This is a genomic window from Nostoc mirabile CHAB5784 (assembly GCF_020829645.1).
In the GTDB taxonomy this organism is placed as follows: domain Bacteria; phylum Cyanobacteriota; class Cyanobacteriia; order Cyanobacteriales; family Nostocaceae; genus Nostoc; species Nostoc mirabile.
In genome coordinates, this window is record NZ_JAIVFS010000013.1 from 23,024 (window position 1) to 37,005 (window position 13,982).

The window sequence follows — 13,982 nt, forward strand, 5'->3', positions numbered from 1 at the left end:
ATTAATCAAAATTATTGGTAAAAATACCAAGTTTGGTTTTTTGTAAATAACTTACGTCTGGCTGTATCTAATCGTAGAAATGCATTTACGTCAATGTACAGTTTAGGATGGCGCTATGCCAAGTTTTACCTTAATCTGGCTTCTGGCAGGAGCAGTCCTGTGTTTGATGGAACTGTTCTTACCATCGGCGTTTGTCGCCTTCATGATGGGAATTAGCGCTTTTGTGGTGGCGTTGCTGTCTGGAGTGGGTTTGGAAAGTGTATGGTTGCAAGTTTTAGTTTGGTTATTATTTTCCACATTTTTAATCGTGCTTTCTCGTCGGTTTTTGCAACCGCGACGACGCAAATCGAAAATTCAGGATGCAGTCATAGCTGAAACCTTAACAGAAATTCTGCCTGGTAAAACAGGGCGGGTGCGGTATGAAGGAAATTCTTGGCAAGCACGATGTGACGATGACAAATTTGTGCGATACATGATGGTAGACATCGCCTCATATTTCATCTGACCTATTTGATAAAATTACAATGGCTAGTGAAAAGAATGCGATGTCTACGATGGTCACTGAGCTTGTCGTACCACTTTGTGGATCTTGCTACGCGCAGCGTCTCGTAGAGAAGTGCGGGCTACGCCTACGCACTAATCGTCGCATTCTTCCAGTGATAAAATAATCAAGCTTTGATAAGTTGTAAATTATGACATTATCTATTCAGGCAACTACAGCATTAAGTGTCGAAGAGTTCTTAAAACTACCAGAGACGAAGCCAGCAAATGAGTATTTTAACGGTCAAATATACCAAAAACCTATGCCACAAGGAGAACACAGTACGTTACAAATTGAATTAGCTTCTGCCATAAATCAAGTTACAAAACTACAAAAATTAGCTTATGCTTTTCCTGAATTACGCTGTACATTTCAAGGTCGTTCAATAGTACCAGATATTGCAGTTTTTGAATGGCAAAGAATTCCATTGCTTCCTAATGGAAGAATTACAAATAAATTTGAGATTCCCCCAGATTGGATAATCGAAATTCTCTCACCGGAACAATCACCCAACCGAGTTATCAGCAAAATTACATTTTCTATTCAAAATGGAGCAAAGCTAGGTTGGTTACTAGATTCTGCTGATGAGTCAATCATGATTTTTGAACCCAATAAATTACCAGAATTAAAAGAAAATCAAGATATTTTACCCATTTTGAGTGTTATTGAAAATTGGCAATTAACAGTTGCAGATGTATTTAGTTGGTTGAGTTTTGTTTGAATAAAGCAACAGTAAGCTGACGCTAATGCACTTCTGAATCATTATGGTAAATGAAGATTTGTAAAAGAAAATTGATTTACCGCAGTAACAAAACCTCAACTGCTAAAACCTCAGCACTTGTTGCTAAAGCTTCATCAGCCGTTACTAATCGGATATTATTTTGAAATGCGATTTTAAAAGGGAACAGGGAACAGGCACTCTTGGAACAGGGAAATCCCCATAATTAAAATTAGGGGATTTGTACAAGGACGCATTTTTTCTTGCTGCACTCTCCGCTCGAAAAAAAATATTTTTATTTTTTTTCATAAATAAATTTACTTGCTCTCTACCCTTGATATCAAGGGGCTAATTTCTTTTCTGTTCCCTGTTCCCTGTTCCCTGTTCCCGCCCCGAAGGGGCTTGGTCAAATGTAGAGCATCCAGTGTACGTAATGGTGTATCAAACCGACTAATCCACTCACGCGCTAAATTATAGTGAACTGTTTCCACCGCAATTTGAGTATAAAATCCACTATCCAAATCTGCTTGGAACCTAGCTACAATAGCTGTTGCATCCTGCTGAGATATTTCTCGCATTCTGACTCGACGCGATAACGCAGAAACGAGTTCAACCTCAACCAATTGACTCAAAGCAACTTGAGTTTCATTGAGAAGTAATTGTTCAACTGCATCGCTTAAAGTTTCTGTCCAATACAAAGGAGCGATAACGCTTGTATCTAAATAAATCAATGATTAAGCGATACCTGACGCTAAGTTAGCGCGATGTCTACGACATGGTATGATTATTGACTAATCCCAGTAGCTTGATTTACTTGGCATTCGCTGCACAACCCAAAAAACTCTAGGGTGTGGTAAAAAACTTTAAACTTATGGCTGGATTCTAACTGGTCTTCTAGGTCATGAACGGGGCATTGATTAATCGCAATTGATACACCGCATTGCAAGCAAGTAAGATGGTGTTTGTCTTGCTGCGCTAGGCTATAGAGGGCTTCACCATTAGCCAAATTTCGCACTTGTACCATGCCTTCGAGTTTTAAGGCTTCTAGGGAACGATAAACTGTCGCTAAACCCATGCTCTGATTGATGTTACGTAGTTCTACATAAATATCCTGGGCGGAAATGCCTTTTTTGATGGTTTTCAGTAGATTGAAAATACGCTCTTGACTGCGGGTGCGTATGGCTCTCATAGACAATTATTTTAATATGCCACTGTAGTTGAAGCTGTTAGATGGGCTAATTGATCAATTAACTTTAACTGCTTCGTAATCTTATTTTCACTCAGTTGGAACAGAAAGTTATAGTATAGCGATCGCAGCATTCAGCAAAAGCCCGTGCAAACCAAGTATCTAGCCAAAATTTTCGTGACGCTTCGTCCTTCAGTCTTAGACCCTGCTGGCGTGGCTGTACAATCCGGTCTTAAGCAAATGGGATACGAGAACGTTGACCAGGTGCGGATTGGTAAGTACATTGAACTCACCATCACTTCGTCTGATGAGAAGAAAGCGCGTCAAGACCTCGCTAGCATTTGTGACCAAATGCTAGCAAATCCCGTGATTGAAAATTATCGCTTTGATTTGATTGAGGTCGAAACACAGACTGGGGTATTTTAGGGATTGGGGATTGGAAAGAGGCGGAGGGGCAGTTCTTACTGGGAGCAGAGGGGAAAGAGCTAATTTTTTATTCTCCCCCAGCAAGAACTGCCCCCAGCAAGAACTGCCCCCACTCCCCACTCCCCACTCCCCACTCCCTTTGATTAATCATGAAATTCGGTATTATTGTTTTTCCCGGTTCTAATTGCGATCGCGATGTTGCTTATGTAACCAGAGACTTGCTCTTACAACCGACTCGCATGGTTTGGCATCAAGAAACGGACATTACTGATTTGGATGTCGTTATCATCCCTGGTGGCTTTAGTTACGGGGACTATTTACGCTGCGGTGCGATCGCGCGTTTTTCACCCGTGATGCAGCAGGTTGTGGAACACGCCCAAAAGGGTAAGTTTGTAATCGGTATTTGCAACGGTTTTCAGGTATTAACTGAAGCTGGACTTTTGCCAGGGGTGTTAACTAGAAATCGGGATTTACATTTTATTTGCGATCGCGTCCCTTTGAAAGTTGAGCGTAGTAATCTCCCTTGGACACAAGCTTATACGACTGGTGAAGTTATCACTTTGCCCATTGCCCACGGAGAGGGGCAATTCTACGCTGACGCAGCCACTCTTGCAGAAATTGAAGATAACGGGCAAGTTGTGTTTCGCTATGAAGGTGAAAACCCCAACGGTTCACTGAACAACATTGCCGGAATTTGCGATCGCCAGGGCAATGTGTTGGGGATGATGCCGCACCCAGAAAGAGCGTCTGACGCGATGCTGGGGAATAGCGATGGCTTGAGGCTGTTTCAAGGATTGTTAGAGAAGGTAGCCGCATTAACCTAGAGCAAATATCGGGCGACTAGGTTGGGTGTTTTGCTATCCGCTAAACAGTGGACATTAGTGGACAAATAATACAAACCATTGTAGAGGTAGCCAGTCTAAGTCCCTCGCGGACTACGTTGATAAGGTCACGATACCTAAAAGTGCTTTCCAGCTTTTAGCTCTATCCTTCAGTTTTAAACATCTGTATTTAGCTAAAGAAGTGAACTGAACATAACAAGCCTTAACAACATTGACGGGGAAAACATTACCTGAGAAATCAGAGGACTTATGTCTAATTTCGTTTTCGTAATTGATACTAACAAGCAGCCACTTGACCCTATCTTGCCAGGACAAGCAAGGCGATTACTGAAATCCGGTAAAGCCGCAGTTTGGCGACGTTACCCGTTCGCAATTATCTTGAAACACGTTGTTAGTGACCCAAAAATAGAACCAATTCAACTTAAGATTGACCCTGGCTCTAAAACAACCGGGTTGGTACTAGTACAAGGTAATAAAGCAATCTGGGGTGCTGAGTTAACCCACCGTGGGCAACAAATCAAAAATGATTTAGAGTCACGCCGCGCCATCAGGCGTAATAGACGCAACCGCAACACCCGTTACCGCCAACCTAGATTTTTAAATCGTACTCGCCCTGATGGATGGTTAGCATTGCCAGTAGAAACAGGGACGGGCGGTAGGACTAAATATAATCGTGTTCGCCTCAGCCTGCCTAAAGCTCATTGGTTAGATGCAGCTTGTGTAGGAATAGTAGAAAACTTGCATATTCTCACCTCACAACCTTTGTTAATCGCTGCGAAGGGGTGGGGAAACCGTCAAATGTCTACACCCAATAAATACGGATTCCCTACAAAGCATAGAACACGCTGCAAGGCTTTCTTTGGTTTCCAGACTGGCGAAATGGTACGGGCAATCCTCCCAAAAGGGAAGTTTGCAGGTACTCATATTGGTAGGTTAACCGTTCGAGAGAGTGGCGTTTTTGAAATGAGGACAGCGCATGGCAAGGTTAGCCCAGTTCGCCATAAGTACTGTAAGTCAATTCATCGTAACGACGGGTATATGTATGCGTTTTCCACAAATGAAAGAGTGAATCAGTGATTAGAGGAGTACCGATCGCTGTCTGAAACATATACTAAAATTCTTCTACAAACAGCGATCGCTCCATCACATCAAGTCTTAGCTGCAAACAGCGATGATGATATTAACGTACCTCTTTAAGAGTATCAATTTGCTTGGTAAACAACTCAGTAAATAAACTAAGCACAGTCCGTTCTTCGCGTACTTTTATATTGGCACTAATTGACATACCTGATTGCAAGGGGACGTTTTTACCCCTAATCACTAAAGATTGTTTATCTAAATTGAGCTTTGCCGGAAATCTATAAAACTGATGTGTTTGGTCTGGCGGTAATGCGTCTGATCCTATCCCAGCCAGTTCCCCTTTGATATCGCCAAATTCGCTGTAAGGAAAAGAGTCAATTCTGATATCTACCCTCATACCTTTTCGTACAAAACCAATATCTTTATTAGTGATGAAAACTTCAGCTATATAGTTTTCATTTGGGACTATTTGCAGCAGTTTTGTAGTCGGAGTCGCTACAAATCCAGGGTTTTTTGCTTGCAAATCGAAAACTGTTCCGGCTACAGGCGCACGGAGTTCTTGATATTTAACATTTAACTGTGCTTGAGATATTTTACTATTGACATCTGCCAAACGCTGCTCATTATCTAAAATAACTTTCATGAATTGGCTATCGATTTCGGCAATGCGCTGTTTGTTATTAGCTATCTTATCCAAAATGTTTTTATCAGAAACAGCCACCGTATTGCTTAACTCTTGTTGCCCTCTTTCTATGTCAAACTGGAGGCGTTTTTCTTCCTCACCTAATTGCGCTACTTCTGCCGTGCGGTTTTGTACTTCTTGTTGCTGGTTGAGATACTGAAGCTGAGAAATACCACCTTCTTCTGATAATATCTTCAGTTTCGCTAAAATCCCCTGTTGAATAGCTAAACTTGCTTTACTATCTTCCAGCTTATATTTATTTTGAGCTAGTTGTTTTTTGATTTTTTCTACTTCTAATCGCGCTGCTGAAGATCGAGAATCTAATTCCTTTTTGGCAACTTGTAGAAGTTGTTGCTCATCAATTCCTAGTGCAGAACCTACACCAGAATTTTTTAATTGAGTCCGTAATAATTCATTTTCTCCTACTAACGTTGCCCGATTTTTCAGCAGAAAAGCAGTTTCTTGTGGCAAATTACCGCGTAAATATGACAGTTCAGAACCAGTGGCGTTAGTTGCCGTCATCAATCGGCGATAAATCTGGTTTTCTCTATTTAATGCAATGCGAATTTTTTTCAAAGAATCTAATTCAGCCACAGAAGCAATGGAATCAAAAGTCAGCAATAAATCTCCTGGCTTTACTGCTTGCCCATCTTTAACATTAACTGTTTTCACGACTCCACTAACAGGAGCCTGAACATCTTTGACTGTTCCTTGTGGCTTTAATTGCCCTGTGGCTGGCACTACTTGCTCAATTTTGGCAAAATAAGCCCAAGCAATCCCAAAGCAGGCTAACGCCATTAGGGTCACCATGATTGTACGCGACCAAATTGGAGATTGGCGCAAGACAATAGATTGCTCAAATTCCTGAGTACTTGAGTTGATTAAAGACTGTTGAGCAGCTTTCTGTTGTTTTGTAAGTACTGGTGAATCTTGCTTGACTCCATTTTTGTGATTGCCGTTTTTCTGATTGCCGTTAAGGTGATTCCTATTAAGTTGAGTCATAACGATTTTGGATTTTGGATTTGTCGTGAGCGTTCAGTCGAACGATTTTGGATTTTGGATTTTTTGTAGAGCAGTTCTTGATGGGGTTATTTCCTCCTGCCTCTTCGTTGCCATGCCCCCAGCAATGACTAATTACAAGTTCACATCTTGTTGCTGATACAGGTAAAAATAATGACCTTTAGCAGCCATTAATTCTTGATGGCTACCTTGTTCTATAACCCTGCTATTATCCATCACAACGATCATGTCTGCATTACTTACAGTATTCAATCTATGGGTAATAAAAAATACTGTATCACCCTTGAATGCTTTGGCTAAATTGAGACATATTTGCCGCTCTGTGGGATAATCTAATGCGCTGGTTGCTTCATCTAAAACTAGTAATTTTGGTCGTTGTAAAACAGAGCGGGCGATCGCAATTCTTTGTCGTTGTCCACCTGAAAGTGCAGAACCCCGTTCTCCCACCCGCGTGTTGTAACCGTTGGGTAAGTTCATGATAAATTCGTGGGCGCACGCAACCTTAGCCGCTTCGATAATTTCTTCGGTTGTGGCATCGGGATTGGTTAGGGCAATATTTTCTTGAACGCTACCGTCAAACAACAACGTTTCTTGGGGAACTACACCAATTTGTCGTCGCAGCGAATAGAGTTCCACTTTGGCAATATCATAACCATCAATCAAAATTCTGCCAGACTCAGTTTCGTAAAGTCTCAGCAGTAACTTCATCATCGTACTTTTACCAGATCCACTTTGTCCGACAATGCCGACAAATTTCCCTGGCTCAAATTCGAGGTTGACATTAGAAAGTTGCAGAGGGCCACTTGTGCCAAAACGGAAGGAAACATTTTCGTATTTCACTGCTCCCTTAATCGTGGGTAAGGGTATATTGTAGCGGTCTGTTTCTCCTTCTTGTGGCGTATCGACAATATCGCTTAAACGCTCTAGAGACAAGGCTGTTTCTTGGAAACTTTGCCAGAGTTGAGCTAAACGCAATATTGGGCTGGTGACGTAACCCGATATAATTCTAAAGGCAATTAATTCGCCTAAAGTTAATTCTCCTTGGAGTACTAGATAAGCTCCTACCCACAAAACGAGTAAGCTGCTGAGTTTGTTGAGAAAGCTGCTGGTGGAGTTAGCGAGGGTGGAAGTCACAACTGTTTTAAAACCAGCAGCGACAAACCGAGCATAACGCTCTTGCCAAGAAAAGCGCGATCGCAATTCGATATTTTGCGCTTTTACGGTTTGAATTCCTGACATCACCTCCACTAAATAAGATTGAGTTTCGGCGTTGCGTTCGGCTTTGGCACGTAACTGTCTACTAATGGTGGGAGAAGCAACTAAGGTGATAATCACAAATACTGGAATTGTGCTTAAGCCTACTAAGGTGAGTTGCCAACTGTAAATTAGCATCACACCGATATAGACCAGCGAAAACAGAGCATCTAACCCTACTGTTAAAGCAGTACCAGTCAAGAATTGACGGATATTTTCTAATTCGTTGATGCGAGTGGAAAGTTCACCCACCGGTCGGCGTTCAAAGTAGCGCAGTGGTAAACGTAATAAGTGGTCAATAATTTGCGACCCTAAACCCATATCGATCCGGTTAGTGGTATCGACAAATAAGTAGGTTCGTAAAGTAGTTAGTACTGCTTCAAATAGTCCGACTACTAATAGTAAAATCCCCAAAATATGTAGTGTGCCAATACTATTTTGAGTGATAACTTTGTCGATAATTAACTGAACCACCAGAGGATTCGCCAACGCTGCCAACTGCACGAAAAAGGAAGCGATAAAGACCTCTATCAGGACTCGACGGTGGCGTGACAAATAGGGTATAAACCACCGTAAGCTAAAACGCTCTTGCGGCGTTTGATTGGTAGCAGTCAGCAGTAATACCTTAACTTTGGGCGGAAAGTCGGTTGGATCAACATCTAATTGTTCAACCAATTGAGCGGGTTTGCAGCGCACAATTCCTTTGGATGGGACACCCACAACCACGGTATTTGCATCCACTTCATATAAAACCGCAAAATTATCACCATAACGAATCAGCGCCGGTGTGGGAATACGCGTCACTGAAGCGATTGGTAGCTCTATCAACTGCGCTTTCAGTCCGATTGACTCTGCCAAGTAAGCAGTAACTTGAAACGATATGACACCCTGACGTTTGACTTGCTCAGTTAAGATGCGGCGAACCACTTCTCGACGAAACGGTATTTCTAGGTGCTTCGCGATCATTTGGAAACAGGCGAAGGCTGTATTTAATTCTCCATCACCACTAAAAAACGGGTATTTTTGTTTTGACGAACTCTTTGAGGCTTGGGGGGCTGCCTGGGGAACTATTTCGTCTGATGCGTAGGGAATATCTAATTCCTCTATGCTATCTGATTTGGTGTTACTTACCGCAAGGACTATCTCATGACTATCTTCCAATATCAAATCTGACGGATGTATACCAACCAACCGTGCGGGGTTCTGATTTATGACTTGGATATTGTCTCTGTCATTGTCCGATTCTAGGCGATCGCCAGGTGAGAAATTCGTGACTCTACCTCCGCCACTCAAAAACCAGACCCTTTCGCTATCGAGTTGGTTGAATGGAGTTGCCCCTGGAGGGAGGTAATGTATTCTCGCCTGTGGTAGGGCGTTTTCTGCCACTTCTTTAAAATTTAAAGTAGCGATTGGTTGCTGTTTCCAATACGAGCTGAGAATATCGAAAACTTCCACCAAATAGCTGCGGTTCTTGCGAACATTGGCAAAAGCTGGGTATAAACCCAGAAAGCTAAAATATGCCGATGCATTCAAGGTTAAACATACTACTTCGGTGGAGGCGATCGCTGTTTCACAGGCCACATCGCGCAACAAACCAATTTCGCCGATAATTTCCCCCGGTTGCAGCAATTTTAGGGTAATTGGCAGTTGCGTCTGGGGATCATATCCCAACAGGCGCACTTGTCCCTCATAAATGATCGTGATGTGTTCTGGGAGACTTTCTTTTCCGATGATTTTCTGACCTATCCGATAGCGCCAAGCTTGCAGCTGTTCTGATAGATTAGCGATCGCTCCATCTGGTAAGTGATCAAACCCTTCTATGGTGGTGACAAATTCGACGAAACTGTTCTTAATATAAGTCATATCAAACAAGTAAAAGTGAGGAATTAAGCCGAAAATATTAGGGAGTATTTCTTTCTAACAGTGACACTGTTTGCTTTTATGCTAGTAGTGGCAAGACTTATGTGGAATTCCGGGGTCTAAATATGTAAAAGTACGCAGGGGAGGTTTGTCTAATTGCAGGACTGTATTTATATCACACGCTTACAATTGTTATGCGTTTTTCAAAATAAAGTTAAAGTATAGTGTAAATACATTGAGGATAAGTTATCACTTGGTTAATATTACATAATTTATACAAGGTTGAACTCAGTAATATTGCAATTATGTAAAATGGATACTCATCATTAAACTAAGACACAGAAACGCAGTTGTTAAATTTAGTGTCGCCCATTTTAAATATATGATAATCAACATGAAATTATCACAGATGCTTTTTTAAGTAAATACCCTAGTTAAGAATTATGTAATAAAAAAACTTTAAATTTCTGAATTTTTTTTTACAAATTCTTGAGTATAGGGATTGGCAGTATCACTGATGGCAAAAACGGTAAGCTTTCCTCGGTAAACAGCGCTATACCCGATTTGTAAAGAATTACCCATCACTTTTTTGCTAGCTTACATTTAATAAAAATTAACTGGAAAAATAAAGGTGATGATTTTTTGTCACCGTAGAGGAATCAACTATTAAATTTATGAAGGAAAGACAATAACTGCCTTCAGTAAATTTACTAGTTTCATTAATATGGCTCTTCATTACTTATTATGCTAAACACGTATGTCATTGCCGGAGGCAGGGGAGCAGGGAGCTCTTAGCTGGGGAGAGACTGGGACGGAGCTTGTACTCCGCACTACTATCAAGCGTCCTTTATGACGGGGCTTGATACCCATGTTCCGATCAAGCTTCACAGCAGGGGGGAAGGGCTTGCTCCCCCAGCAAGAACTGCCCCCTTCCCCCCTGCTTCTTCGGTCAATCAGCTTAAAACCCTTGCTGGACAATAATAACAGCCGTTATTCTTAGCGTTTGAGGCAAGATTTTTGAAATTTACGCTATAGACCTCTTGCAAAAGTCCCTAACACACCCCACCTCTAACCCCTCCCCGCAAGCAGGAGGGGAGCGTTTGCGTGAGCAAATGCGGGGTGGGGTTCTTTATTTTTGATTTATGCAAGAGGTCTTATAGCTACCTGTAAGGCTTGATTTTCAAGGCAAGCTACGGACTTTAATGAAAATTCCAGCATAATACGTACCGAAGAACCATTAATATCAAGTCCATCTAATCGCTACGCATAAAATAACCCCACCCCGCAACCAAGATGAGGTTGTTTGATTTTGCTAAGTTAGGACTTACGCAAAAACCCTCTCAAACTCTCATTCCTCCGTGACGCGCCAGTTGCTTCAAGTCTCTTAACCGCAAGGGCGCACTGGCTTCTCTGCGCCGCGCCAGTTGCTTCAAGTCTCTTAACCGCAAGGGCGCACTGGCTTCTCCGTGGTTCGTTTTCCGTTACTCGTGCGTAAGTCCTATAAGTAATTACTTGCGTTTGATATTAGGCAGCATTGACACTCAATTTTATCTGCACAATCACATCGTTGTAATCTTTATCACCACCATTTGGTAAATCCTCAAAACCAAAGGTGTTATTTCCCAACAGTCGAATGTGATCTACCTTATCTGAGTTAGCACCCAAGAATGAGAAGTAAACCTTCTTATTGGCATTGCCATTGAGAATAGCATCGGGTTTACCATCTACAATAATAAATGGTGCAAACAAAGAATTCGCCCCGAAAGTGCCAGTGTAATTTGCAGTACCTTGGTTGTCTACCGCCAAGTCAATGCCTCCAACACGCCCACGCACAGCGGCTTCGGCGTAACCAGCCTGGCCAACGAGGATATCTGCTTTACCATCGCCATTGGTGTCAATACCACCATTCTCATCAGCCACCTGATAGAAGCCGACAAAGTTGTTGTAAGATGCTTCTCTGTTGACTACAAACTCAGCTTTTGCCGATTGTGTCACACTCCGTAAATCAATCAGTTCGCCTTGCTTTTTGCCTTGCAGACCAGTACCTAAAGATACCTCTTGTTCTGTTGCCTGAACTGTCACAACAAAATTCTGGAAGTTGAGAGAAAACCCTTCCTCTTCTGTGCTGTTATTTGTAGCTGAGGAAAAAACGACACTTGAGAAAGAAGTTTTTCCAGATAGTACAGCCTGAGTAGTACTGTTAGATACCAGATAGAATCTGAGTTTCGTACCAGACTCGAATTCTAAGATATTTTTCAGGTCGGCGTTCTTAAAACCCTTGGGCAGTTTAGCAAGGGAGGAGAAAATCACCTTTGAACGCTCTAAAGCCACTTGTGTATAACCCTCTGCACCAGGGGCTATGCCGTTAATCTTACCTTCTTCATCGTCAACAGCAAATACACACAGTTCATTCACCTCTTTAGCGGTGTTGTTTTTAATCTTAATAGAGAGCTTTCCTTTACGATCCTTAACTTTACTGTTGACGATAAAAATATTCTGAGTAATATTGACTAGCTGGAAAATTGTTGTTATTTGGTTATTTGTAGTAGACCCAAAGCCATCAATATTAACATCCAACTCTTTATCAAAAGAGAGTCCACCAGTGTCAGTAGTGCGGACGCGAACTTTATAACTAGATTTAGTCACGTCAGATTTAATTTTTAAGCTATTCCCCTCAATGATGAATGCAGCATTATCAGTGTCGCCAGTGCCCGCCACCAAACTATAAGTGTGCTTATCGTCTTGGTCTGGGTCAGTGCAGCTGAAGACGCCGAGGATTTTTTTATCATCATCATCTCCATCACCACCATCATCACCATCACCACCATCATCGTCATCGCTGATAGCGCTAAATATCAAGTCTGTGGGATTTTCGTTGAGGCCGTTGACATTGATAACTAACTCCTTCTCAAAGATGAATCCAGCAAGGTCGGTACTAGATACCCGAATGTTGTAAATTGATTGGCTTTCAAAGTTAGGGGAATTATTTATTTGTAGACTATTATCGATAATAGTGAATAGGGCGTTATCAGTATCGCCAGTACCCGCTATTAAACTATAGGTGTATTGAGCATTGATGTTTAAGCCAGTGGTGAAAGTGCCAACTTCAGTTGCCGCAGCCACATTCTCATCTATACTGGCAACATTCAACATCAAGTCTGTATTTAGCAGTACTGATACATTGCTAGAACCGAAGTTAGCTACTACCAAGTCCAGTTTACCGTCACCGTTAAAGTCTTCCACAGCAACGGACTCAGGACTTGAACCGACTGTGAAATCAGTGGCAGTGCCAAAGCCGCCATTGCCATCGTTCACTAGCACTGAAACATTGTCAGAACCGGAGTTAGCTACCACTAAGTCAAGTTTGCTGTCACCGTCAATGTCTTTCATAGCAACGGAACGAGGATTTGTCCCGACTGCAAAGTTGGTGGCAGCGTTAAAGCCGCCACTGCCATTGTTCAGGAGCACAGAGACATCGTTGGAACTATAATTAGCTACTACTAAGTCCAGGTTGCCGTCACGGTCAAAGTCTTCCACAGCTACAGCAGCGGGATTTGAACCGACTGTGAAATTGGTGGCAGCGTTAAAGCCACCATTGCCATTGTTTAGCAACACGGAGACATTAGCAGAATTATAGTTCGCGGCTACAATGTCCAGGTTGCCGTCACTGTTGAAGTCTCCCACGGCAACCGAACGGGGTTTTGTTCCAACTGTGAAACTGGTGGCAGCGTTAAAGCCGCCACTGCCATTGTTCAGTAGTAGCGAGACATTGGTAGCACCATAGTTAGCTACCACCAAGTCTAGTTGGTTGTCACCGTTAAAGTCTCCTACAGCAATAGAAATGGGTTGTGACCCAACTGAGAAACTGGTGGGAGGGTTGAAGCCGCCACTGCCATTGTTCAGTAGGAGCGAGACAGTGCTGGAATTATAATTCGTAACTACAAAATCTAGTTGGCTATCACCGTTAAAGTCTTTTACAACAACAAAATTGCTAGATGTCCCAGCTGGGTAGTTGGTGGCAGTGCCAAAGCCGCCATTAGCATCGTTGAGCAACACTGAGACATTGTTGGAACCGGAGTTAGCTACCACCAAGTCTTTTTCACCGTCACCGTCAATATCTGCCACCGTAACCGAATTGGGATTTGTCCCAGCTAGGAAGTTAGTGGCATTTGTAAATGATACGCTCATGATTGCTTTTATTAATAGTGTCTTAGCTTTCTCACACCTGCTTTTGCTAGTAAAAGTAATATTCTTTGTTAGCAAGGTAGGAATGCACCATAAAGCTTATTGTGTAAATCAGGGTAATTACCTCAGTAAATACACGGCTATAAGTCCAGTTTAGGACTTATGCAAAGGCTTTATTAGCGATCGCA

10 protein-coding genes are annotated in these 13,982 nt (G+C 42.2%); 5 read left to right on the plus strand and 5 right to left on the minus strand.

The annotated features are described in order from the left end of the window. The first annotated feature begins 115 nt into the window (after positions 1-115). Complete coding sequence (locus tag LC653_RS11320; RefSeq protein ID WP_229494566.1) at positions 116-505, plus strand: NfeD family protein; 390 nt, start codon at positions 116-118, stop codon at positions 503-505. Positions 506-692: 187 nt separating this feature from the next. Further along, entirely contained in the window at positions 693-1,262 is a 570-nt protein-coding gene (locus tag LC653_RS11325; RefSeq protein ID WP_229494567.1) for a Uma2 family endonuclease, read from the plus strand. Positions 1,263-1,576: 314 nt separating this feature from the next. Here the strand turns inward: LC653_RS11325 and LC653_RS11330 are convergent, their stop codons facing one another. Together LC653_RS11330 and LC653_RS11335 are read right to left on the minus strand one after the other, a co-directional pair. Next, a complete protein-coding gene (locus LC653_RS11330) occupies positions 1,577-1,990 on the minus strand; it encodes a type II toxin-antitoxin system VapC family toxin (RefSeq protein ID WP_229494568.1) in 414 nt (137 codons plus the stop codon). 53 nt (positions 1,991-2,043) lie between these two features. Then, positions 2,044-2,448, minus strand: a complete 405-nt coding sequence (locus LC653_RS11335; protein WP_229494569.1) for a Fur family transcriptional regulator — start codon at positions 2,446-2,448, stop codon at positions 2,044-2,046. A 144-nt stretch (positions 2,449-2,592) separates the two neighbouring features. Between LC653_RS11335 and purS the strand changes: the two genes are divergently transcribed. The 3 genes from purS (at position 2,593) to LC653_RS11350 (ending at position 4,790) form a co-directional block, all read left to right on the plus strand. Beyond that, the gene (gene purS / locus LC653_RS11340; protein WP_229494570.1) at positions 2,593-2,871 is read left to right on the plus strand and encodes a phosphoribosylformylglycinamidine synthase subunit PurS; all 279 of its coding nucleotides are present in this window, start codon (positions 2,593-2,595) and stop codon (positions 2,869-2,871) included. A 149-nt stretch (positions 2,872-3,020) separates the two neighbouring features. After that, a complete protein-coding gene (gene purQ, locus LC653_RS11345; RefSeq protein WP_229494571.1) occupies positions 3,021-3,695 on the plus strand; it encodes a phosphoribosylformylglycinamidine synthase subunit PurQ in 675 nt (224 codons plus the stop codon). 267 nt (positions 3,696-3,962) lie between these two features. Further along, positions 3,963-4,790, plus strand: coding sequence for an RRXRR domain-containing protein (locus tag LC653_RS11350; protein ID WP_229494572.1), 828 nt, complete (start codon positions 3,963-3,965; stop codon positions 4,788-4,790). 103 nt (positions 4,791-4,893) lie between these two features. Here the strand turns inward: LC653_RS11350 and LC653_RS11355 are convergent, their stop codons facing one another. The 3 genes from LC653_RS11355 to LC653_RS11365 all read right to left on the minus strand — a co-directional run bounded on the left by LC653_RS11355 (position 4,894) and on the right by LC653_RS11365 (position 13,797). Further along, complete coding sequence (locus LC653_RS11355) at positions 4,894-6,477, minus strand: beta-barrel domain-containing protein (RefSeq protein ID WP_229494573.1); 1,584 nt, start codon at positions 6,475-6,477, stop codon at positions 4,894-4,896. A 132-nt stretch (positions 6,478-6,609) separates the two neighbouring features. Beyond that, a complete protein-coding gene (locus LC653_RS11360) occupies positions 6,610-9,612 on the minus strand; it encodes a peptidase domain-containing ABC transporter (protein WP_229494574.1) in 3,003 nt (1,000 codons plus the stop codon). A gap of 1,521 nt (positions 9,613-11,133) precedes the next feature. Beyond that, entirely contained in the window at positions 11,134-13,797 is a 2,664-nt protein-coding gene (locus LC653_RS11365) for an FG-GAP-like repeat-containing protein (RefSeq protein ID WP_229494575.1), read from the minus strand. Positions 13,798-13,982: the final 185 nt, after the last annotated feature.

Bases quoted from the DNA above. Each gene is read 5' to 3' on its own strand.
- LC653_RS11320 (WP_229494566.1), top strand. From the start codon at position 116: ATGCCAAGTTTTACCTTAATCTGGCTTCTGGCAGGAGCAGTCCTGTGT.
- LC653_RS11325 (WP_229494567.1), top strand. From the start codon at position 693: ATGACATTATCTATTCAGGCAACTACAGCATTAAGTGTCGAAGAGTTC.
- LC653_RS11335 (WP_229494569.1), bottom strand. From the start codon at position 2,448: ATGAGAGCCATACGCACCCGCAGTCAAGAGCGTATTTTCAATCTACTG.
- purQ (WP_229494571.1), top strand. From the start codon at position 3,021: ATGAAATTCGGTATTATTGTTTTTCCCGGTTCTAATTGCGATCGCGAT.
- LC653_RS11350 (WP_229494572.1), top strand. From the start codon at position 3,963: ATGTCTAATTTCGTTTTCGTAATTGATACTAACAAGCAGCCACTTGAC.
- LC653_RS11355 (WP_229494573.1), bottom strand. From the start codon at position 6,477: ATGACTCAACTTAATAGGAATCACCTTAACGGCAATCAGAAAAACGGC.
- LC653_RS11360 (WP_229494574.1), bottom strand. From the start codon at position 9,612: ATGACTTATATTAAGAACAGTTTCGTCGAATTTGTCACCACCATAGAA.
- LC653_RS11365 (WP_229494575.1), bottom strand. From the start codon at position 13,797: ATGAGCGTATCATTTACAAATGCCACTAACTTCCTAGCTGGGACAAAT.